The sequence below is a fragment of the Pseudonocardia sp. UM4_GMWB1 genome (genome assembly GCF_017312155.1).
GTDB lineage: Bacteria > Actinomycetota > Actinomycetes > Mycobacteriales > Pseudonocardiaceae > Pseudonocardia > Pseudonocardia alni.
Map to the genome: position 1 here is coordinate 235,258 of NZ_QJPN01000001.1, position 21,193 is coordinate 256,450.

Genomic DNA, 21,193 nt, shown 5'->3' on the forward strand with positions numbered 1-21,193 from the left:
GCGCGGACCACGCGAACGGGTGATGATCAGGCGTCCTCAGCGGGGCTCCCGGCGGACGTCGGCGGCGTCGACGTCGTCGCGGATCCCGCGGAAGACCGGCTGCCGCAGCCGGCCGGCCGCCGTCCACCCGAGGTGGGCGACCTCGGCGACGACCGTCGGGGAACACCAGCGTGCGCCCGCGGCGTCGACCCGGGGCAGGACCTGTGCGAACGGCGACTCCGGTGCCCCGGTCAGCCGGGCGGTGAGCAGCTCCTGCACCGCCGCCCCGGCCAGCCCGGACCCGACCCGGCCGGCGAACTCCAGCCCGTCCGGCCCGGGGACACCGAGCAGCAGCGCCCCGATCCGCCCCGCAGCACCGGACCTCTCGGGTTTCCAGCCGCCCACCACACAGGACTGCGAGTGCCGGTGGGCGATCTTCACCCAGTCCGGGCTGCGCCGGCCCGGCCGGTACCGCGAGTCCTCCCTCTTGGCGACGACGCCCTCCAGCCCCCGCGACGCCGTCACCTCCAGCAGTGCGGCCCCGTCCGGGTAGAGCGGCGAGGTCTCGACGTGCGGGGTCGCGGACAGGTCGAGCCGTTCCAGGGTGGCCCGGCGCTCGGCCAGCGGGCGGTCGAGCAGCGGGACCCCGTAGAGGCGCAGCACGTCGAACACCATGAACGTGACCGGGCGGCCGCCTACGGGACCGTGGATCCGGTGGGCGAGCGCGGCGAAGCTGGGGACACCACCGTCGAGCAGCACCACCTCACCGTCGAGGAGCACGTCGGGGGCCAGGTCCACCAGACCGGCGAGCTCGGGGAAGTTCGCGGTGACATCGCGGCCGGAACGGGTACGCAGGCGCAGTGCCGGCTCACCACCGCCGTCGGTGACCTCGGCCAGCACGCGCATGCCGTCCCACTTGACCTCGAACGACCAGCCGGCCCCGGTCGGCAGGGGTCCGGGGGTGGCGAGCATGGGCTGCACACCGTCATGCTGTCACTTCGGACGGCACGCGAGGGGGGACCGTATGCGCGCGATCTGGAGCGGGGCCGTGTCCTTCGGGCTGGTCAGCGTGCCGATCAAGGTCTATTCGGCGACGTCCAACCACGACGTCCGGTTCCACCAGGTGCACGGTGAGGACGGCGGCCGCATCCGCTACAAGCGGACCTGCGAGGTGTGCGGCGAGGAGGTCACCTACGCCGACATCGTGAAGGGCTTCGAGACCCCCGACGGCGAGCTGATCACCCTCGACGACTCCGACCTCGCGTCGCTGCCCGTGAAGACGGGGCACGAGATCGACGTCATCGAGTTCGTGCCGAACGACCAGATCGACCCGATGCTGTTCGACAAGAGCTACTACCTCGAGCCGGAGACCAAGGCCGCCAAGCCCTACGCGCTGCTGCGCGAGGCACTCGAGGAGACCGACCGCACCGCCGTGGTGAAGGTGGCGCTGCGCCAGCGCGAGACCCTCGCGCTGCTACGGGTGCGCGGCAAGGCGATCGTGCTCCAGACCCTCATCTGGCAGGACGAGATCCGCGAGCCGGAGTTCGACATCCTCGACAACGAGGTCGACCTCAAGCCGCAGGAACTGAAGATGGCGTCGTCGCTGGTCGAGAGCATGGGCGCGGACTTCGACCCGTCGGAGTTCCACGACGAGTACCGCGACGCGATGGCCGACCTCATCGAGGCGAAGAAGTCCGACGGCGACGCCCGCCCGGCGCCCGCCGCGGAGGCCGCCGACGACGGCGGGGACTCGATGAGCGACCTCCTGTCGGCACTGCAGGCCAGTGTGGACGCGGCCCGGTCGACGAAGTCGGACTCCGGGTCGGGGTCCGGGCCGACGGAGAAGAAGACCCCGAACCGGCGATCGTCCTCCCGGACGAAGAAGACCGAGGAGAACGACGCCGAGACCGGCACCGACGACGCGAAGCCCGCGAAGCCGGCCACCACACGTCGGCGGTCGACGAAGAAGACCGCCTGACCGGCGCCCTCAGGGGCCGAAGCTGGACTCCGGCGGCGCCTGGTCGTTCTGCAGGGCGCCGAACAGCGCCTGGGCCCGGGTGCGGTCCCAGCGCAGGTTCGACCCGCCCGCGCTGCCGCCGATCGGGACGGTCGTCTGCACGCCGTCGCCGCCGGAGACGCCCTTCATCCCCCAGGCCAGGCCGGCGAGGTTCCAGATGTGGTCGGAGTCGTCGACGGTGATCGTGCCGGTCACCGCGGACGCCAGCGGGACCATCCGGAACGGGTTGATCAGCGTGAGCGGGCTGGTGGCCCTGCCCAGCAGCGCGGAGAGGAACTCGCGCTGGCGCTGGACGCGGTCGAAGTCCGAGCCGGGCGTCGCGCGGGTGCGGACGTAGCCGAGCGCGGTCGTCCCGTCCAGCTCCTGGCAGCCCGCCTGGATGTCGAGGCCCGCCTTCGGGTCGTCGATGGCGCGGGGGACGCACATGTCCACCCCGCCGACCGCGTCGACCGCGCCGACGAACCCGCCGAAGCCGACTTCGACGTAGTGGTCGATACGCAGGCCGGTCGCGGCCTCGACGGTCTCGACGAGCAGCTCCGGGCCGCCGAACGCGAACGCCGCGTTGACCTTGTTGCTGCCGTTCCCGGGGATCGGGAGGTACGAGTCGCGCGGGATGGAGACGAGCACGCTGCCGGAGCTGCCCGTGTGCAGCAGCATGATCGTGTCGGTGCGCTGGCCCGCCGCGTCGCCGGTGGCGAGGCGTTCCTCGTCCTCGGCGGAGAGTCCCTCGCGGCTGTCCGATCCCACGATCAGGTAGTTCGTCCCCGACGACGACGCCTGGGAGTCCGCGGGCAGCGCCTGCACCCGGGTCATGTTCTGGTCGAGGTAGACGCCGAACCCGACGAACGCGACCAGCAGCAGGATCAGCACGGCCTTCCAGCGCCCGCGGGTGGCACGACGGACGCGGCGCCAGTCCGGCATCGACGGGCCGCGGGTGACCCGGCCGTCGCGGGGGGCCTGCGACGCGGGATGCACCCCGGCCCCCGCTCCCCCGGCTCCGGAACCGGCAGGGCGCGGCATGACCGGACCACGGGGCGGCGCGGCGGCCCGGGTCGGTGGCGGCGCCCCGGCGGCCCGGCCGGGCGGCGGCTTGCGCAGCGGTCCGCGGCCCCCGCGCGACGGCGGGGCCCCGGGCGGCTGCTGCGGCGGGGACGGCGGCGGGAGCGGACGGCCCCCGTGTCCGGGCAGCGGGTTGCGGGGCTGGTTCGTCCAGCCGGGGCTGCCGGGCCGCGCGGGACGGCCGCCGCGCGGCGGCTCGCCCTGCGGCGGACGCCCGCCCGCGGGGGGCGGGCCGCGGAAGTCTCCGGCCATGCCTGTGCCACCCTCCGATCGGCCCGGATCCTGGGCATCCGCGGCCGACGATACTGCGCGCCGTCGTCACCGGGACGCCGGGCGAGAGGGTCACCCCGCCCACCTGCGGTGTTCCACCCGACCGGGTGCGCGGGGGATGATCGTCGACGATGGACCTCCCCCTGCACGAGGACGACCTGGACGCCGAGGGCGTGATCCGGGCGTCGGCGATCACCCCGCTCCGCCCGGACATGCCGGCCGCGGCGGTGCTGTGCTGGTTCCCCGAGGTCGTCGAGGACGTCGGGACCCGCTCCGAGACGGTGACCGTGCTGCGCAGCGAGCTCGGCCGCAGCCCGGTGTGGCGTACGACCGGGCCCGGCGGGACACCGGTCGCGGTGCTGCACCCCGGCGTCGGCGCGCCGCTGGCGGCGATGTTCCTGGAGCACCTCGCGGCGCTGGGCGTCCGCACCGTCGTCGGGGTCGGCGGGGCCGGGGCGCTGCGGCACGAGCTGACGCTGGGGCACGCCGTCGTCCTGGGCAGCGCGCTGCGCGACGAGGGCACGTCGTTCCACTATCAGCCGCCGTCGCGGACGATCGACGCCGACCCGGACGGCGTCGACGCGGTGGTCCGGGTGCTCGACGGCGCCGGGGTGCCGCACGTCGTCGGGCGGTGCTGGACCACCGACGCCGTGTTCCGGGAGACCCCGGCGCGGGTCGCGCGGCGCCGCGACGAGGGCTGCGCGGTGGTCGACATGGAGGCGTCCGCGCTGGTCGCGGCCGCGCGCCGGATCGGGGTCGGCTACGGCCAGGTGTTCCTCGCCGCGGACTCGCTCGCCGGGCCGGAGTGGGAGCACCGCGGCTGGACCAGTGCCCGCGAGGCCCGGGCGGGCCTGTTCGGCCTGGCGCTGGCCGCGGCCGAGACCTGGGACGGGAGCCGCGGCTCCGGGGCCGGACCGCGCGACGACCCGGCCGGCGCCGCGGACGGGGACGGGCGGTGGGCGGGCGGGACCGGTACGCCCTAGCGTCTGCGGGCATGCGCGTCCTCGTCACCGGCGGTGCCGGATTCATCGGGTCCCACGTCGCCGACCGCTTCGTCGCGGACGGCCACGAGGTCGTCCTGTTCGACGCGCTGCTGCCGCAGGCGCACGGCGGCGAGGCCCCGGAGCTGGACCACGAGCTGGTACGCGGCGACGTGCGCGACGCCGACACCCTGTCCCGGCTCCTGCCGGGGGTGGACGCGGTCTGCCACCAGGCCGCCATGGTCGGGCACGGTGTCTCCCCCGCCGACGCCCCCGACTACGCCTCCCACAACGACCTCGGCACCGCGGTGCTGCTGGCGCAGATGCACGCCGCGAAGGTGGACCGGCTCGTGCTGGCCGGGTCGATGGTCGTCTACGGGGAGGGCCGCTACGACTGCCCCGACCACGGCGTCGTCCGGCCCGGGCCGCGTGCGCTCGACGACATCGACGCCGGCCGCTACGAGCCCCGCTGCCCGGAGTGCGGCAAGGACCTCGAGTCCGGCCTCGTCCCGGAGTCCGCGCCGGTCGACCCGCGCAGCACCTACGCCGCCACCAAGCTCGCCCAGGAGCACCTCGCGAGCGCCTGGGCCCGCCAGACCGGCGGGACGGTGTGGTCGCTGCGCTACCACAACGTCTACGGCCCGCGGATGCCCCGCGACACCCCGTACGCGGGCGTCGCGTCGATCTTCCGGTCCTCGCTGGAGCGCGGTGAGGCGCCGCGGGTGATGGAGGACGGCCGGCAGCGCCGGGACTTCGTGCACGTCACCGACGTCGCGGCCGCCAACGCCGCCGCACTCGTCGCCGACCCGGAGCCGACCGGCTTCGGCGCCGCGAACGTCTGCTCCGGCGAGCCGCACACCATCGGCGACCTCGCCGCCGAGCTGGCCCGCGCGATGGACGGCCCCGAGCCCGAGATCGTCGGCGGCGCCCGGCCCGGCGACGTGCGCCACGTCGTCGCCGATCCGGCCTACGCGGCGGCCCGGCTGGGCTTCCGCGCCCGGACCACCTTCACCGACGGGGTGACGGCGTTCGCGACCGACCCGCTCCGTTCACCGATCACCACGAACCGCTGAGGGGCGCCGTTCGAACCTCCTGCGGGACCCTCCCGCATTCGGCGGGCGGTGGACCGGCGGAGAGGTGAAGATCGCGACGTGCACCCGGAGATCGTCCTGCCGTGCCTCGACGAGGCGGAGGCGCTGCCGTATGTCCTGAAGCGGATGCCCGACGACTGGCCGGTGATCGTCGTCGACAACGGGTCGACCGACGACACCGCGGCCGTCGCGCGCGGGCACGGGGCGCGGGTGGTCGTCGAACCGCGTCGCGGCTACGGCGCGGCCGTGCACGCCGGGCTGGAGGCGGCCAGCGGTGAGCTCGTGGCCTTCCTCGACGGCGACGGCTCCCTCGACGCCGACGTGCTGCCCGGCATGGCCGAGACCGTCGCGTCCGGCCGCGCCGACATCGCCGTCGGACGGCGGGTCCCCGACACGGTCGGTGTGTGGCCCTGGCACGCCCGCGCGGCGAACGCGGTGATCGCCGGGATGCTGCGGACCCGAGGGGTCCCGGTGCACGACATCGCCCCGATCCGGGTCGCACGCCGGCAGGCGCTGCTGGACCTGCGGATCGAGGACCGGGCGTTCGGCTACCCGCTGGAGCTGCTGCTGCGGGCGGGCCGGGCGGGCTGGCGGTTCGACGAGATCCCGGTCGCCTACTCCCGGCGTGCCGGCGGGCGGTCCAAGGTCTCCGGCTCGGTCAAGGGCACCGTCCGGGCCGGGCGCGACATGATCCGGCTGCTGCGATGACCGGCCCCGTCACCACCGTCGTCCTCGCGAAGGCACCCGAGCCGGGCCGGGTCAAGACGAGGCTGTGCCCGCCCGCGACGCCCGAGCTCGCCGCGGCGATCGCCTCGGCGGCGCTGCTCGACACCCTCGACGCCGCCGCCGGGGTGGCCGGGGACACCGTCGTCGCGCTGACCGGGGACCGGGCCGCCGCCGTCGGCGCGGCCGATCTGGCCGCCGCGCTGGACGGGCTCGCCGTCGTCGCGCAGCGCGGGGAGGGGCTGGCCGCGCGGATCGCCGCCGCGCACGCCGACGCCGCCGCGCTGCACCCGGGCCGCCCGACCCTGCAGGTCGGGATGGACACCCCGCAGGCCACGGCCGAGCTGCTGTCCCACTGTGCGGAGCGACTCGCCGAACCGGGGGTGGACGCCGTCCTCGGCCCCGCGACCGACGGCGGCTGGTGGGTGCTGGGCCTGCGCGACCCGCTCGCCGCCACCGCGCTGCACGGCGTGCCGATGTCGACCGCCGAGACCGGCGACCGGACCCTGGACGCGCTGCGGGCCGCCGGTCTGCGGGTGGCCCTCGCCGAGCCGCTGACCGACGTCGACACGGCCGCGGAGGCCGTCGCCGTCGCCGCGCAGGTCCCGGGGAGCCGCTTCGCCCGCGCCGTCGCCGAGCTGACGCTCCGATGTCCGGAGGTGTCGGTGTGACCGTGACCGCCGAGGGCTTCGACATACCGCTGTCCGGCGCCCCCTCCCGCCTGCTCTGCGACGACGGCACCGAGATCGCGCTGGACGTCGACCGCTGGGCCGACGCCGCCGGAGGCTGCGACGACTGGCTGCTGCGCCACTGCACGGGCCCCACCCTCGACCTCGGCTGCGGACCCGGCCGCCTGCTCGTCGCGCTCGCCGCACGCGGGATCGCCGCCCTCGGCGTCGACGGCTCCGCCGTCTCCCGGGTGCTGTGCCGCCGCCGCAGCGTCGCGATGGTCCAGGCCGACCTGTTCGGCCCGCTGCCCGGCGAGGGCAGCTGGTCCCACGTGCTGCTCGCCGACGGCAACATCGGCATCGGCGGCGACCCGGTCGCCCTGCTCACCCGCGCCGCTCGGCTGCTCACCCACGGCGGGACGGTGCTGGTCGAGGCCGACCCGCGCCCCGAACACGCGTGGCGCGGTACCGCCCGGGTGCTGTGCGGCAGCGGTGCGGGCGAGCCGATCCCGTGGGCCGCGCAGGGCGCGGTGCCCCTCGCCGTGACGGCCGGGCGGGCCGGTCTGCGGGTGACCGACGTGCACCTCGGCGCCCGGGTGTTCCTGGAGCTGACCGGGCCGTGAGGCACGTGGTGCGGTGGCGCAGCCCGATCCGGGGCCCCTGGCTGACCTCGATGTTCGCGCTGCCACTGCTGGTCGGGCTCCCCGTCGTGGCGTTCACCGGGCTGCTCGACCGGCTCGCCTACGGCCGGGAGCAGGCCATCCCGGCCGCCGACGCCGTCGGCGGGCTGCAGCTGCCGTGGTGGGACTGGCCCGCGTCACCGGCCTGGCTGTTCCGGCTCACCGAGGGCCTGCACGTCGGGCTCGGGATCGTGCTGGTGCCGCTGGTCCTGGCGAAGCTGTGGTCGGTCATCCCGAAGCTGTTCACCGCACCCGAACGCAACCCGGTGACGCTCCTGGAACGGCTGTCGCTGGTGCTGCTGGTCGGCTCGATCCTGTTCCTGATCGTCACCGGCCTGCTGAACGTCCAGTACGACTACGTCTTCGGCTTCTCGTTCTACGACGGCCACTACGCCGCGGCCTGGGTGTTCCTGGCCTCGTTCGCGCTGCACGTGGTCACGAAGCTCCCGACGATGGTCCGGTCGCTGCGGGGCCGATCGCTGCGCACCGAGCTGGCCACGCCGCTCGCCGCCACCCGGCCCGAGCCGGCACACCCGCTGGTCGCGCCCGACCCGGACCCCCCGACGATGTCGCGGCGCGGCGCGCTCGCCCTGGTCGGCGGCGGGATGCTCTTCGTCGCGGCACTGACCGTCGGCCAGTTCACCGACCGGCTCCGGTCGACGGCGCTGCTGCTGCCCCGCGGCCGGACGACGGCGCCCGACAGCACCGAGCGGGGCGGCCCGAACGACTTCCCGGTCAACCGCACGTTCGTCGCGTCCGGCATCGCCCCCGCCGCGGTCGGGAGCGCCTGGACGCTGACCCTGACCGGCGGCACGGCACCGGTGGTACTCGACCGGGCGGCGCTGGCCGCGCTGCCGCAGCACACCGCGGAGCTGCCGATCGCCTGCGTCGAGGGCTGGTCGACCGCGCAGGTGTGGACGGGGGTGCGGCTGACCGACCTGGCCCGCGCCGCGGGCGTGACCGACCCGGAGACCGCGGAGGTGCGGTCGGCCGAAGTGGGGAGCCCGTTCGCCCGGTCGCTGCTCAACCGCGGCCAGACGGTGTCGCCGGACTCGCTGCTCGCGCTGCGGGTCAACGGCGCCGAGCTGTCACCCGACCACGGGTACCCGGCGCGGCTGATCGTCCCGGCGCTCCCCGGGGTGCACAACACCAAGTGGGTCGTGACGATCGGGTTCTCCCGTGCTGCTCCTCGGTAGCCGCCTGCTCGCCGCCCTCGGCTGCTTCGCGCTCGCCGGATGGGCGGCGTACGCGATCGTCGGCGGGTCCCCCGACCTGGTCACGATGGCCTGGTGGTTCGCCGGCGCGGTCCTGCTGCACGACCTCGTGCTGTTCCCGCTCTACGCCGCCGGGGACCGGCTGCTGCTGCTCGCGCTGCCCCGCACCCGGGTGCCGCTGGTCAACCACGTGCGGATCCCGGTGCTCGGCTCCGGGCTCGCGCTGCTGATGTTCCTGCCCGGGATCATCCGGCAGGGTGCGCTGAGCACGCTGAACGCGACCGGGCTGGACCAGGAGCCGTACCGGATGCGGTGGGTGTGGCTGACCGTCGTGCTGTTCGCCGTCTCCGCGCTGGTCTGGACGGCGCGGACACTGCTCGCCCGCCGGGCAGTATCGGAGCCATGAGCGAACCCGTCTTCGACAAGCGCGACCAGCTCGACAAGGTCGCCGCCGGCCTGCTGGAGGGCGAGCGGATCATCGCCGTCTACGACGCGATCGGTGCCGGCACCGGCTTCCTCGGCCTCACCGACCTGCGGGCGGTCCTGCAGGACAACTCCTTCGTCGGCAAGCGCACCGCGATCACCTCGATCCCCTACGGCCGGATCTCCTCGGTCTCGTTCGTCGCCGATCGGAACCTGCTGGGCCGGTTCGCGAGCTCCAGCCAGATCGCGATCACCGTCGGGGCGGCCGTGCACGAGGTGGCCTTCCGCGGCGACGACAAGGCCCGCCACGCCCACGACGTGATCCTCTGGCACCTGACCCGGTCGTGACCGGAGTTCACGCGTCGCGCAGCGCCGCCAGGAACGCGAGCAGGTCGGCAGGGCCCTGCGAAGCGATGGTGTGGACCCGGCGCAGGTCGAGCTCGCCGTAGGCGTGGACCAGTAGGTTGCGGAACGCGGCCGCCCTGGCCAGCCGGTCCGCCAGTCCGGTCTCGACGACGCCGTGCCTCCCGAGCAGGCGGAACGCGTCACCGTAGGTGGGCGGCGAGCCGAGCCCCGATGTGACGCAGGCCGACACCGCCATGTCGATGACGACCTGGATGGCCTGCCACAGGTGCAGGACGACGGCGTCGGTCGCGTCGGTCATCGGGGCCAGCCCGTCCGGGTCCGACGGCAGCCGGTCCCGCACACGGTCGAGGTGCCGGCGGACCGTCGCCGCGCGCTCGGCGAGCAGTTCCGGCCGGATCGCCCCGCTCACCGCCCGAGCCCCGCGAGGACGTCCTGCTGAGCACGCCGGATCACGGGACCGGCATCGCACCAGAAGCGAGTGGCCTCCAGCACGAAGTCGCGATACGCGTCGCCGGACGTGTACAGGGCGACGCCGTCGCGGGCTGCCTCGTACCGGAGCAGCGCGGTGGCCCGGTCGAGGTCGACGAGGTCGACGGCGTCCGTACCCAGCGCCGACGCGACCGCGTCGAGCAGCGTGGCCGGGTCGGCGTCGCCGCGATAGCCCAGGTCCCAGTCCGACCCGGCATGCTCCTGACCGCGGCTGCGCGACCCGTGCAGGAGCAGGAGCGTCAGTCCCGGTACCCGGGCCGCCACCACCCGGACGGCGTCGAGCCGGGCCGGGTCCTGTGTCTGCGGTCCGATCACGGGTGCCACGGTAGCGGCCCCGGTCGTGACCGGGGGCACGCTCAGCGGCGGCCGCCCGGCCGGGTTGCGACACTGGGGTCATGAGCACCGGCCCCGTCCCGCCCGCCACCACTCCGGACTCCACCGACGTGCTCGTCGTCGGGGCGGGACCGGCCGGGTCGGCGGCGGCGGCGTGGGCGGCCCGGCACGGGCTCGACGTCGTCCTCGCCGACTCCGCCACCTTCCCCCGCGACAAGGCCTGCGGTGACGGGCTGACCCCGCGCGCGATCGCCGAGCTGGGGCACCTGGGCCTCGGTGGCTGGGTCGACTCGCACGGCACCAACCAGGGGCTGCGCGCGCACGGGTTCGGGCAGGTCCTGGAGCTGCCGTGGCCGGGCGGGTCGCTGCCGGCGCACGGCTCGGCGATCCCGCGCACCGAGCTCGACGCGGGCATCCGCCGGGTCGCCCTGGAGGCCGGCGTGACCCCGATGGAGGGCGCCAAGGCCGTCGACGTGACGTTCGCCGGGGGCCGGGTCGACTCCGTGCTGTTCGACGACGGCCGCTCCGTCCGGTGCCGCAGGCTCGTCGTCGCCGACGGGGCGCGCTCCACACTGGGGCGGGTGCTGGGCCGGGAGTGGCACCAGGACACCGCCTACGGCGTCGCCGCCCGCGGCTACGTCAGCTCCGGCCGGCACGACGACCCGTGGATCAGCTCGCACCTGGAGCTGCGCGGCGAGGCCGACGAGGTCCTGGCCGGGTACGGCTGGCTGTTCCCGCTGAACGACGGCCGGGTCAACATCGGCGTCGGCACCCTGGCCACCGACCGGCGCCCGGCGAACATCAAGCTGCGCGGCCTGATCGACCACTACGCGAACGCGCGCCGCGCCGAGTGGGAGCTCGGCCCGGAGGTCGAGCTGGTCCGCTCCGCGCTGCTGCCGATGGGCGGGGCGGTGTCCGGCGTCGCCGGGCCGAACTGGGCGCTGGTCGGCGACGCGGCGGGCTGCGTGAACCCGCTCAACGGGGAGGGCATCGACTACGGCCTGGAGACCGGCCGGCTGGTCGCGGAGCTGCTCGCGTCGGGCGCCGACCTGGACCGCGCCTGGCCCGCGACCCTGCGCTCGCACTACGGCCTGGCGTTCTCGATCGCGCGGCGGCTCGCCGGGCTGATCACGATCCCGCGCCTGCTGCCGCTGGCCGGGCCGGTCGGGATGCGGTCGCGGGCACTGATGACCGTCGCGCTGCGGGTGATGGGCAACCTCGTGACCGACGAGGACCGCGACCTGACCGCCCGTGCCTGGCGGGCCGCCGGGAAGCTGTCGGTCCGCCTCGACGACCGGCCCCCGTTCCCCGCGGCCGACCTGCGCACACCGGTCGCGGCGCGCTGAGGTCTCCGGACCGCAGGATCACCGGGTGGTGGCAGCGCGCCGTCCACCGGGGTGATCGGTTCCGGACGGTACGGTCGCCGCCAGGAGGTCCGCCACGACGGCGGACGGCCGGTGCGCGCGCCCGCGGCCCGGCTGCACCACCAGACCGGGAGGGCCCGTGACCCGCGGCGACGATCCGGAGCGCACCCGCAGGGATGCGTCCGACCCGTGGCGGACGGGGAACCGCCGGCATCGGCCGCCGGGCGGCCCCGCGCCCGACCCCACCCGTCGCGTCGGCGGTGCCCGGCCCGCGCCGCGGCGCGCCGACGACGACCCGGCGACCCGCGGCAACCCGCCGGACGCCACCCGCCGGGTCGGCCCGCCCCCCGGCCCCGGCCGCCCGGGCCCCGGTGCCCCCGCGGACGGCACCCGGCGCCTCGGGCCCGGCGAGGCCCCGACCCACCACCTCGGCGCCCCGCCGACCGCCGCCCACGGCGCGTCGCGCCCGTCGCGCCCGGACGCGACCCGGATGATGCCCGCTCCCATCACCGAGCCCGAGCTGCTCGGCGGCCGGTACCGGCTGGAGGGGCTGCTCGGCCAGGGCGGGATGTCCGACGTGCACCGGGCCACCGACACCCGGCTCAACCGGCCGGTCGCGGTGAAGATCTTCGGTGCGGCCGACGACCCGAGCGCCGACCAGCGCTTCGAGCAGGAGGCGCAGGTCATGGCGAACCTGCGCCACCCCGGGCTGGTCGCGGTGCACGACTTCGCCGTCGAGGCCGACCGCGCCTACCTGGTCATGGAGCTCGTCGACGGGCCCACGCTCAAGGACGTCATCGCCCGCGAGGACCTGCCGCCCGAGGACATCCGCCGGATCGGCACCGAGGTCGCCCAGACCCTGGCCTACGTCCACTCGCAGGGCGTCACGCACCGCGACATCAAGCCGTCGAACATCCTCGTCGACTCCGACGGCCGGGCCCGGCTCGCCGACTTCGGCATCGCCGCCCTGCTCGGCGCCGACGGCCACACCGCGGCCGGCGAGATCATCGGGACACCGGCGTACCTGTCGCCTGAGCAGGTCCAGGGCCGACCGGTCGGGCCGCCGACCGACGTGTACGCGCTCGGCCTCGTGCTGCTGGAGGCCTGGACCGGGCGGCAGGAGTACCAGGGCCAGGGGCTGCAGGGCGCCGCCGAGCGCGTGAACCGCGCCCCGGTGGTGCCCGCGGACGTGCCCGAACCGGTGCGGACGGCGATCGACCGGTCCACCGCGACCGACCCGCAGCGACGTCCGGACGCCCGCCGCGTCGCCGAGATCCTCTCCGAGCCGGCCGCCGTCGCTCCGCCGGTCGTCGCACCGGAGCCGGAGCCGGAGCCGCGTGACCTCGGCTCGTCGGGGATCGGCAAGTGGATCGCGATCGGCGCGCTCGTCGTCGCGCTGCTGGTGCTGCTCCTCGGGTTCCTGCTGTTCGGCAACGGCGACTCCGACACCCAGGCCCCGCCGACCACCGAGACCAGCGCACCGCCCACCACCGAGACGACGACCGAGGCCCCGACCAGCGAGAACGACGGCGGCATCCAGCTGCCGAGCAACATCCCGGGTCTGCCGTCGGGTCTGCCCTCTCTCCCGTCGAACCTGCCGTCGCTGCCGAGCGAGCTGCCGTCGCTGCCGTCGAACCTGCCCGATCCCGGCCAGATCGGTCAGGACGCGCAGGGTTTCTGGGAGTCGATCCAGCGCTGGTGGTCCGGGATCACCGGGAACTGACGTGACCCGTCCGACCCGGTGCGGCGCGCGCCGGGCCGGGCGGGGACCATCGGAGGTGACACGGGCGCGGTACGTGCCCGGTGACCACCTGCGGAGGGGTTCTCGGTGAGCGCGAGCACGGAGCAGGCGACGACCGATGCGGCCGGTGGTGCGCAGCCCGCACCGGCGGTGCCGGCGCGGCGCGACCGTCGTGCCCTCCTGACCGCGCTCACGGTCGCCCTGGTGCTGCTGTGCGCCGGCGTCGCGGTCGCCGTCTCGATCGGCGACGACGGCTTCTGGCGGCAGAGCGGGCTGCCGGTGCCCGAGCCGGGCCTGAAGGCCGCGACGGTCGTCGCGAAGGTCCTGGCCGTCGCCGCGACCGCGCTCGCCGCCGGGTCGCTGCTGGTCGGCGGCCTGGTCGCGGCGCCGCAGAGGTCCGGGACGGTCGACGTCCACGGCTACCGCGCGCTGCGCCGGGGCACCCTGGCCGCCACCGTCGCCGGGGTGTCGGCGATCGCCGCGGGCTGGCTGTCGGTGGCCGACATGACCGGCAACTCCCCCGGTGTCCTGGCGTCGGTGGGCCCGTTCGGGTGGCTCGGCGCCGCCGCGACGATCGAGGAGCCGCTGGGCTGGGCGCTCGCCGGGGCGCTGCTGCTGCTCGTCGCCCTCGGGGCGGCGTTCTCGCTGAGCTGGAAGGCCGTCGCCGCGCTCGGCCTGGTCGCCGCGTGCGCGATGGCGATACCCGCCGCGGTCCACCCGGCCGCGACCGGAGCCGGGCACGACTGGAGCGGCGACGCGAACGTGCTGCGCGCCGTCGCCGGGACCGCCTGGCTCGGGCTGGTCGCCGCGCTGGCCGCATTCCGCGCGCACGGCGGCGTCGTCGAGGGACGGACCGTGGGCCGGGTCCGCGGGCTGCTCGCCGTCGGCGGGGTCGTGTACCTGGCCGGTGAGATCGTCTTCCAGTTGGTGGTGACCGACGCCGGGCCGCTCGGCGGGTCGGCCTACGTGCAGGTCGCCGTGGTCGTCGCGGTGCTGCTCGCGGCCCTGGTCCCACTGACCGCGCTGCTGGTCCGCGGGCTCGTCGCCGCCCCGGGCGGGCCGGTCCCGGGCCGGCTGCTGCCGGTGGTCGCGGCGCTGGGGGCGGTGGTGGCGACGCTGGGCGTCGCGAGCATCCGGCTGGTGCCGCCGCGGTTCGTCGTCGCCGACGACTCGGCACTGCAGACCCTGATCGGCTGGGACATCGTCCGACCGTTCTCCGCGCTCACGGTGCTGACCGACTGGCGCTGGAACCTGCTGTTCGGCACCGGTGCGCTGGTGCTGGCCGGGCTGTACCTGGTGGCCGTGCGCCGGCTCGCGTCCCGCGGGGTGGTGTGGCCGGTCGGGCGCACCGTCGCCTGGCTGCTGGGCTGCGCGACGTTGCTGCTGGCGACGTCGTCGGGGCTGGGCTTCTACTCCCCGTCCATGTTCAGCGTCCACATGATCAGCCACATGACGCTGAACATGCTCGCGCCGATCCTGCTGAGCCTCGGCGGCGCGGTCACGCTCGCGCTGCGGGTGCTGCGCCCGGCGGGCCGCGGCAACCCACCCGGCCCGCGGGAGTGGCTGCTCGCCGCGGTGCACTCGCGCGTCGCGAAGGTCATGACCCACCCGGCGTTCGCGGCGGTGCTGTTCGTCGGCTCGTTCTACGTCCTGTACTTCACCCCGCTGTTCGACGGGGCGCTGCGGTTCCACTGGACCCACCAGCTGATGAACCTGCACTTCGTGCTGGCCGGCTACCTTTTCTTCTGGCCGCTGATCGGCGTCGACGCCGCCCCGCACCGGCTGCCGCACCTGGGGCGGCTCGCGGTCATGCTCGCGACGATGCCGTTCCACGCGTTCTTCGGCGTCGCGGTGATGAGCTCCTCGACGGTGCTCGGGGAGAACTTCTACCGCCAGGTCGGGCTGCCGTGGCTGGACCTGCTCGACGACCAGCGCACCGGCGGCGGCATCGCCTGGGCGACGGGCGAGATCCCGATGCTGCTGGTGATGGTCACGCTGGTGGTGCAGTGGTCGCGCGACGACTCCCGGGAGGCGGCCCGCAAGGACCGGCAGGCCGAGCGGGACGACGACGCCGAGCTGAAGGCCTACAACGCGATGCTGGAGCAGATGCGCCGGGGCGGCTGAGCGCCGGTCGCGCTCACGCCGTCGCGGCGATCGCCCTCAGCCGGGTCAGGCCCGGCGAACAGACGGCGGCGAGGTCCGCCCCGTCCTCGCCGCGGACCTTCTGGTCCCCCGGCCGCGGGACCAGGACGAGCTCCCCGCCGCGACGGTCGTCCAGCAGCCGGTCGTCGTGCGGACCGGGGCGCGGCCCTCGTGCAGGAAGACGGACCCGGTGGCGTCGCGGAGCACCGTGGCCGTCGCGCCGTCGGTCACCCGGGAGCAGCGGGACCGCCGCAGCTGCCACTCCGACCGGCCGGCATCCGGTCGAGGCGGGTGTCGATCGCATCGGGCAGGGGTGCGGTCACCCCCGGATCAGCCGCGGGACGGGTCGCCGTATTCCGACGACCGCGCCCGCCCACCCCCTCCGGCGGCCGTCCACACCCGCTGCGACGGGTGTGGGGACCCGTCAGGGGGTGTGGACCGTGGGCTCCACGTAGTCGGTCGACTCCTCGCCGACCGGGGTGCGCGTCCCGCCGAGGGTGCCGTCGGCCCAGCTCGCCGCCTTCCGCAGCCGCAGGCTGTTGGTGACGACCAGGAACGACGACAGCGCCATCGCAGCCCCGGCGAGCAGGGGGTTCAGCAGTCCCGCCATCGCGATGGGGATCGCCGCGGTGTTGTAGCCGAACGCCCACCACAGGTTCCCGCGGATGGTGCCCATCGTGGCGCGGGCGAGCTCGACGGTCGCCGGGAGCACGCGCAGGTCGTCGCGCACGAGCACGACGTCGGCGGCCTCCAGGGCGACGTCGGTGCCCGAGCCGACGGCGATGCCCAGGTCGGCCGCGGCGAGCGCGGCGGCGTCGTTCACGCCGTCGCCGACCATGGCGACGGTGCGGCCCTGCCCCTGCAGCGCACGGACGTGGTCGACCTTGCCGTCGGGCAGCGCCCCGGCGACGACCTCGGTGATCCCGCAGGCCCGGGCGACGGCGTGCGCGGCGGCGGGCCGGTCACCGGTCAGCAGCACCGGGCGCAGCCCCATCGCGACGAGCTCGGCCACCGCGACCGGCGCGGACTCCTTCACCGGGTCGGCCAGCGCGACCAGCCCGGCGAGGGCGTCGTCGACGTGCACGGCGACGACGGTGTGCCCGGCCGCCTCCCACTCCGCGAGGCGCGACGCGAGCGCGCCCGTGTCCTCCGGGGGACGCCCGACGGAGACGGTGCGGCCGTCGACGGTGCCGCGTGCGCCGAGCCCGGGCAGCGCGACGAAGTCCTCCACCGCCGGGACGTCCGGTCCGGCGTGGGCCCGGATCGCGGCGGCGATGGCGTGTTCGGACCCGCTCTCGACCGCGGCGGCGCGGGCCAGCAGCCGCGCCGCGTCCGTACCCGGGAGGGCGGCGACCTCGACCACGGCCATCCGCCCGGTCGTCAGGGTGCCGGTCTTGTCGAGGACGACGGTGTCGGCGGCCCGGGTGGTCTCCAGCGCCCGGTGCCCCTTCACGAAGATCCCCAGCTCGGCGCCGCGGCCGGTCGCGACCATCAGCGCGGTCGGCGTCGCCAGCCCCAGCGCGCAGGGGCAGGCGATGATCACCACGGCGATCGCGGGCGCCAGCGCACCGGCCCAGCCGGCGCCGGCCAGCAGCCAGCCCCCGAGGGTGAGCAGCGCCAGCGCCAGCACCACCGGCACGAACACCGACGACACCCGGTCGACCAGCCGCTGCGTCGCGGACTTCTCGGTCTGCGCGCGCTCGACGGCCGCGATCATCCGCGCGAGCCGGGTGTCCGCGCCGACCTGCTCGGCGACGACGACCAGACGCCCGCCCGCGGCGATCGTGCCACCGGTGACGGCGTCGCCCGGCCCGACCTCGACCGGGACCGGCTCGCCGGTCATCGCGCTCGTGTCGACGGCGGCCCGCCCGGTCTCGACGACGCCGTCGGCGGCGACCCGCTCGCCCGGCCGCACCAGGAACCGGTCGCCCACCCGCAGCCGTCGCACGGGGATGCGGGACTCCGTCCCCCCGGACAGGACGGTGACCTCGTCGGTCTCCAGCGCGGCGAGCGAGCGCATGACACGCCCGGCGGTACGGCGGGCGCGGGCCTCGAAGTACCGCCCGGCCAGCACGAACGTCGTGACCCCGGCGGCGACCTCGAGGTAGAGCGGGCCGGACGGGTGCAGCACCGCGTCCCACCCGGTGAGGGTCTGCCGGGTGTCGAGGAAGGCCATCTCCCCCAGCGACCAGGCCGACGCCGAGATCACGCCGAGCGAGACGAGGGTGTCCATCGACGTCGTCCCGTGGCGCAGGTTCAGCACGGCGGTGCGGTGGAACGGCCACGCCGCCCAGCCGACGACGGGCAGCGCCAGCGCGACGACCACCCACTGCCAGTAGGGGAAGCGCAGCGACGGGACCAGCGACATCGCCAGCGACAGGTCGGCCAGCGGGATGAACAGGATGAGTGCGACGGCCATCCGGGTCCGCAGCCGGCGCAGCGCGGTGTCGTCGGAGGTGGCCTCGTCGCCGGTGTCGGTCGGGCGGATCTCGGTGGCGCCGTAGCCGGCCTTGCGGACCGTCTCGACCAGGGTCGCGACCGGGGTCGCCGACGGGTACCGGACCAGCGCGCGCTCGGTGGCGAGGTTGACGGTCGCGTCGACGCCGTCGAGCTTGCCGAGCTTGCGCTCGACCCGTCCGACGCAGGCCGCGCAGGTCATGCCGTCGATCTTGAGCTCGACCGTACGGACGTCCGTCTCCCCCACGGTCCGGTCCACGGCGCTGTCGGTACTCACGACCCCATGGTTCTACACGCGATCGAAGATCCGCCACCCGGGCCCCTGACCTGCGGCGGACCGGCGCCCCGCCGAACCGTTGCGGGGCGACAGGGCGTACAACTGGTCGTCGGGAGTGGGGTACGCGGACGTCCGAGGAGGAACCCTGATGGCCACCGGGAAGCGGAAGGCGGCGGCGAAGAACCCGCTCACCGCGAGGGAGGGACCGTCGCAGTTCACGGTGATCGCGCTGATCGTCGTGGTGGCCTTCGCCGCGGTCGTCGGTGTCGGCGTCTACTGGAAGAACTCCGGCGGCGGGATCGCGGTCCCGGCGAACGCGTCCGCGCAGGGCGTGACCGTCGGCAACGAGGCGGCCCCGAAGACGATCGACATCTACCTCGACTTCCAGTGCCCGATCTGCAAGCAGTTCGAGGCACAGGCCGGGCAGACGCTCGACCAGATCGTGTCCTCGGGCCAGGCGAAGATCGTCTACCACCCGATCGCCATCCTGGACCGGGCGTCGTCGACCCGGTACTCGACCCGTGCGGGCGCCGCGGCCGGATGCGCCGCCGCGGCCGGGGTGTTCCCGCAGTTCGAGAAGGAGCTCTACGACAACCAGCCCGCCGAGGGCGGCGCCGGGCTCCCGAACGAGCAGCTGGTCGCGCTCGGGCAGAAGGTCGGCGCGGGCGGCGACTTCGCCCAGTGCGTCGACGACCAGCGCTACGCGCCGTGGGTCACCCAGCTCACCCAGCAGTCGCTGCGCGACGGCGTGTCCGGCACTCCGACCGTGAAGGTCGACGGCACCCAGGTCGACGCGACCCCGCAGGCCGTCGCGCAGGCGGTCGCCGCGGGCTGAGGCCCGGGTCCTCCGCGCAACCGGAGCGCCACACGGCTCAGTCCGTCGCGCCACCGGAGCGCCACGCAGCGACGGCCGCGGTCACCTCGTGGCCGCGGGCGCGGGTCAGGTCGCGGTCCCGGAACGGCGATCGGACCCGGTACGCGACGGTCGCGGCGAGATCGTCCAGGTAGCCGCGTCCGCCCCCGTCGAGGGCCCGCCGCTCGTCGTCGTCGAGTTCCAGGAGCACCGAGTACCCGACCGGGCCGTGCGAGCAGTTCACGTCCAGGTAGGTCCCGGCGTCGTCGCGCAGCAGGAACCAGGCGTGCGGCTCGTGGTCGACGACCTGCATCACGGCGCTCCCCTCGGGCCCGGGCCTGCCGGTCAGCCGGGGCGCCGGAGCGGACAGTCCAGCCGGGGGCAGCTGCGGAGGAGCAGCTGCCGTTCCTCCCAGCGGTCCCGGCGTTCGGCGGCGATCCGCTTCCACTGCCGTCGCTGGTTCTCGGTGTCCACCGACATACCGATGAGCACGGAGAACCAGATGAGGGCGAGGACTCCGCCGACGACGATCAGCGAGGTGGTCATGGTGTGCCACCTCCGCTCCGGTGCGGCGGGGTGGGGATCTCGGGACCGTGTGTGGTGCCGTCATGGTCGTGCATGGCGCACCCCCTTCAGCGGTGGTGACCGCTGTCCAGGATCTGGGAGTCGAGTATGCGGTGCGAGTGGCTACTTGCACCAGGTCAAAATGCAAGACTTCGTCTGCAATTGCAGGATGGCTACGGTGGTCCGGAGCTACGCTCGACACGCTCGTGATCACGAGGAGGTCGGGATGACCGTGACACACGGCCCCGTCGTCATTCGCCGACGTCTCGGCTGGGCCCTGAAACAACTTCGGGTGCGCCGGAAGAAGCAACTGGGCGACATCGCGAAGCTTCTGGAGATGTCGGCGTCGAAGCTCTCGCGCATCGAGACGGGTCAGGTGGAACCCAAGTACCGCGACGTCCGGGATCTCCTGGAGATCTACGATGCCTCGCCCGAATCACGAGAGCAGCTCCTGTCGTGGGCAACCGACGCAAAGTCACCCGGATGGTGGCAACCGTTCAATTCGACTGTCGCCGTTGCCGATCTCGACATGTTCATCTCGCTCGAGGCCGAATCGGCCTCCGAGCTGATGTTCAGCACACCGATCACAGGCCTGCTCCAGACCGAGGCCTACGCGCGCGGCATTCTGTCCGATGCGTTTCCCGCGGCATCTCCGGCCGAGCTCGACAGATTGGTCGAGATCCGAATCGGCCGGCAGGCAGTGGTGGATCCCGCTCGCCAGGACGCCCCGCCCCTCATCCTGCACGCCGTCATGGACGAGAGCGCGCTGCACCGAGGTCGCGATCGTGCAGTTCTCCGCGGGCAGGTCCGACACATCCTGGAGCGCGCCGAGCAGCCGAACATCGAGGTCCAGATCCTCCCGTTCACCGCCGGGTACACGCGGGCGGTGAGCACTTTCGCGATCTTCGAGCCTCGCGAGACCACATCGGACTGGACCGTCGTCAATGTGGAGAGCACCGGTCACGACGCCTACTTCGACACACCGGTCGAAGTAGACACATACCGATCGATCTGGTCGGACGTGCTGCAGGGAGCACTGTCCCCCCAGGCGAGCCGCGACTACCTCGCGGACCTGGCGAGCTGAACGCTCAGGGGTGCAGGACCTGCGAGTCGAACTCGCCGACCTTGACGCCGGCCACGAAGGCATCCCACTCCGCCCGCGTGAATGCGATCGGCGTAGCACTGGCATCCAGCGTCGAAGCGATCTCAACGCGCCCGTCGCCTGTCGGCGCCACGGCGACACAGCCGCCGTCGAGGCAGAACGAGCTGGTTCGGAAGCGGCCGGGCAGCGACACGACAATCTCGATTCGTTCGATCCCACGACCCGCTGGGCACCCACGCAGGTCAAATCCGCGTCGAGGGTAGTGGGTGGTGCATCACACGCCCCACGCACCCCGGAGACACGATCGGGTGGATCCAGGTTCCGTGACCGAACAGCGTCGAATCACGAGCCGCGAAGCCCAGGTTGATGATTGCTCCGCCGGGAACGCAACAGGTCCCGAC

23 protein-coding genes are annotated in these 21,193 nt (G+C 74.5%); 14 read left to right on the forward strand and 9 right to left on the reverse strand.

Annotated features, from left to right (window positions below; genetic code table 11):
* Positions 1-36: 36 nt before the first annotated feature.
* The gene (gene ligD, locus DMP15_RS01165) at positions 37-951 is read right to left on the reverse strand and encodes a non-homologous end-joining DNA ligase (RefSeq protein ID WP_083658635.1); all 915 of its coding nucleotides are present in this window, start codon (positions 949-951) and stop codon (positions 37-39) included.
* Between the two features lie 52 nt (positions 952-1,003).
* On the opposite strand from ligD, the gene ku reads away from it, so the two are divergent.
* Positions 1,004-1,957, forward strand: a complete 954-nt coding sequence (gene ku / locus DMP15_RS01170) for a non-homologous end joining protein Ku (protein WP_073575725.1) — start codon at positions 1,004-1,006, stop codon at positions 1,955-1,957.
* A 9-nt stretch (positions 1,958-1,966) separates the two neighbouring features.
* On the opposite strand, the gene DMP15_RS01175 is transcribed toward ku, so the two are convergent.
* Positions 1,967-3,307, reverse strand: coding sequence for an LCP family protein (locus DMP15_RS01175; RefSeq protein WP_337825364.1), 1,341 nt, complete (start codon positions 3,305-3,307; stop codon positions 1,967-1,969).
* Between the two features lie 149 nt (positions 3,308-3,456).
* Between DMP15_RS01175 and DMP15_RS01180 the strand changes: the two genes are divergently transcribed.
* The 8 genes from DMP15_RS01180 (at position 3,457) to DMP15_RS01215 (ending at position 9,452) form a co-directional block, all read left to right on the forward strand.
* Complete coding sequence (locus DMP15_RS01180) at positions 3,457-4,308, forward strand: nucleoside phosphorylase (RefSeq protein ID WP_139282811.1); 852 nt, start codon at positions 3,457-3,459, stop codon at positions 4,306-4,308.
* A gap of 11 nt (positions 4,309-4,319) precedes the next feature.
* Positions 4,320-5,378 carry an NAD-dependent epimerase/dehydratase family protein gene (locus tag DMP15_RS01185; RefSeq protein WP_073575723.1) on the forward strand — a complete coding sequence of 353 codons (1,059 nt, stop codon included), beginning with the start codon at positions 4,320-4,322 and terminating at the stop codon, positions 5,376-5,378.
* A 78-nt stretch (positions 5,379-5,456) separates the two neighbouring features.
* Positions 5,457-6,104 (forward strand): glycosyltransferase family 2 protein, encoded by a 648-nt coding sequence (locus tag DMP15_RS01190; protein WP_073575722.1) that lies wholly within the window; start codon positions 5,457-5,459, stop codon positions 6,102-6,104.
* Positions 6,101-6,790, forward strand: a complete 690-nt coding sequence (locus tag DMP15_RS01195; RefSeq protein WP_073575721.1) for a TIGR04282 family arsenosugar biosynthesis glycosyltransferase — start codon at positions 6,101-6,103, stop codon at positions 6,788-6,790. The genes DMP15_RS01190 and DMP15_RS01195 overlap by 4 nt, the downstream gene beginning before the upstream one ends.
* Positions 6,787-7,410, forward strand: coding sequence for a class I SAM-dependent methyltransferase (locus DMP15_RS01200; protein WP_304580124.1), 624 nt, complete (start codon positions 6,787-6,789; stop codon positions 7,408-7,410). Before DMP15_RS01195 ends, DMP15_RS01200 begins: the two co-directional genes overlap by 4 nt.
* Entirely contained in the window at positions 7,407-8,663 is a 1,257-nt protein-coding gene (locus DMP15_RS01205) for a molybdopterin-dependent oxidoreductase (RefSeq protein WP_304580123.1), read from the forward strand. Before DMP15_RS01200 ends, DMP15_RS01205 begins: the two co-directional genes overlap by 4 nt.
* Entirely contained in the window at positions 8,647-9,087 is a 441-nt protein-coding gene (locus DMP15_RS01210) for a hypothetical protein (protein ID WP_073575718.1), read from the forward strand. The genes DMP15_RS01205 and DMP15_RS01210 overlap by 17 nt, the downstream gene beginning before the upstream one ends.
* On the forward strand, positions 9,084-9,452 hold the full coding sequence (locus DMP15_RS01215) for a hypothetical protein (protein WP_062399487.1): 369 nt from the start codon (positions 9,084-9,086) through the stop codon (positions 9,450-9,452). Before DMP15_RS01210 ends, DMP15_RS01215 begins: the two co-directional genes overlap by 4 nt.
* A gap of 7 nt (positions 9,453-9,459) precedes the next feature.
* On the opposite strand, the gene hepT is transcribed toward DMP15_RS01215, so the two are convergent.
* Positions 9,460-9,879 (reverse strand): type VII toxin-antitoxin system HepT family RNase toxin, encoded by a 420-nt coding sequence (gene hepT / locus DMP15_RS01220; protein ID WP_073575717.1) that lies wholly within the window; start codon positions 9,877-9,879, stop codon positions 9,460-9,462.
* Entirely contained in the window at positions 9,876-10,274 is a 399-nt protein-coding gene (locus tag DMP15_RS01225) for a nucleotidyltransferase family protein (protein WP_073575716.1), read from the reverse strand. Before DMP15_RS01225 ends, hepT begins: the two co-directional genes overlap by 4 nt.
* A gap of 80 nt (positions 10,275-10,354) precedes the next feature.
* Here DMP15_RS01225 and DMP15_RS01230 point away from each other — a divergent pair, with 80 nt between their 5' ends.
* From DMP15_RS01230 to DMP15_RS01240, 3 genes are all read left to right on the forward strand, one after another.
* Positions 10,355-11,638: a geranylgeranyl reductase family protein gene (locus tag DMP15_RS01230; RefSeq protein ID WP_073575715.1), complete on the forward strand. Its 1,284-nt coding sequence runs from the start codon at positions 10,355-10,357 to the stop codon at positions 11,636-11,638.
* A gap of 157 nt (positions 11,639-11,795) precedes the next feature.
* Positions 11,796-13,379, forward strand: a complete 1,584-nt coding sequence (locus DMP15_RS01235) for a serine/threonine-protein kinase (RefSeq protein WP_073575714.1) — start codon at positions 11,796-11,798, stop codon at positions 13,377-13,379.
* A gap of 105 nt (positions 13,380-13,484) precedes the next feature.
* Positions 13,485-15,521 carry a cytochrome c oxidase assembly protein gene (locus DMP15_RS01240; protein WP_083658634.1) on the forward strand — a complete coding sequence of 679 codons (2,037 nt, stop codon included), beginning with the start codon at positions 13,485-13,487 and terminating at the stop codon, positions 15,519-15,521.
* 13 nt (positions 15,522-15,534) lie between these two features.
* Here the strand turns inward: DMP15_RS01240 and DMP15_RS01245 are convergent, their stop codons facing one another.
* Positions 15,535-15,843 (reverse strand): hypothetical protein, encoded by a 309-nt coding sequence (locus tag DMP15_RS01245; protein WP_161152456.1) that lies wholly within the window; start codon positions 15,841-15,843, stop codon positions 15,535-15,537.
* Positions 15,844-15,963: 120 nt separating this feature from the next.
* Positions 15,964-18,273 (reverse strand): heavy metal translocating P-type ATPase, encoded by a 2,310-nt coding sequence (locus DMP15_RS01250; protein ID WP_304580122.1) that lies wholly within the window; start codon positions 18,271-18,273, stop codon positions 15,964-15,966.
* A 148-nt stretch (positions 18,274-18,421) separates the two neighbouring features.
* Here DMP15_RS01250 and DMP15_RS01255 point away from each other — a divergent pair, with 148 nt between their 5' ends.
* Entirely contained in the window at positions 18,422-19,108 is a 687-nt protein-coding gene (locus tag DMP15_RS01255) for a DsbA family protein (RefSeq protein ID WP_073575711.1), read from the forward strand.
* Positions 19,109-19,145: 37 nt separating this feature from the next.
* Here DMP15_RS01255 and DMP15_RS01260 read toward each other — a convergent pair whose 3' ends face one another.
* Together DMP15_RS01260 and DMP15_RS01265 are read right to left on the reverse strand one after the other, a co-directional pair.
* Complete coding sequence (locus tag DMP15_RS01260) at positions 19,146-19,439, reverse strand: hypothetical protein (protein WP_073575921.1); 294 nt, start codon at positions 19,437-19,439, stop codon at positions 19,146-19,148.
* 32 nt (positions 19,440-19,471) lie between these two features.
* On the reverse strand, positions 19,472-19,672 hold the full coding sequence (locus DMP15_RS01265) for a hypothetical protein (RefSeq protein ID WP_073575710.1): 201 nt from the start codon (positions 19,670-19,672) through the stop codon (positions 19,472-19,474).
* 244 nt (positions 19,673-19,916) lie between these two features.
* Here DMP15_RS01265 and DMP15_RS01270 point away from each other — a divergent pair, with 244 nt between their 5' ends.
* A complete protein-coding gene (locus DMP15_RS01270; RefSeq protein WP_161152457.1) occupies positions 19,917-20,774 on the forward strand; it encodes a helix-turn-helix domain-containing protein in 858 nt (285 codons plus the stop codon).
* A gap of 4 nt (positions 20,775-20,778) precedes the next feature.
* Here DMP15_RS01270 and DMP15_RS01275 read toward each other — a convergent pair whose 3' ends face one another.
* Positions 20,779-20,985 carry a DUF397 domain-containing protein gene (locus DMP15_RS01275; RefSeq protein WP_304580121.1) on the reverse strand — a complete coding sequence of 69 codons (207 nt, stop codon included), beginning with the start codon at positions 20,983-20,985 and terminating at the stop codon, positions 20,779-20,781.
* Between the last annotated feature and the right edge of the window lie 208 nt (positions 20,986-21,193).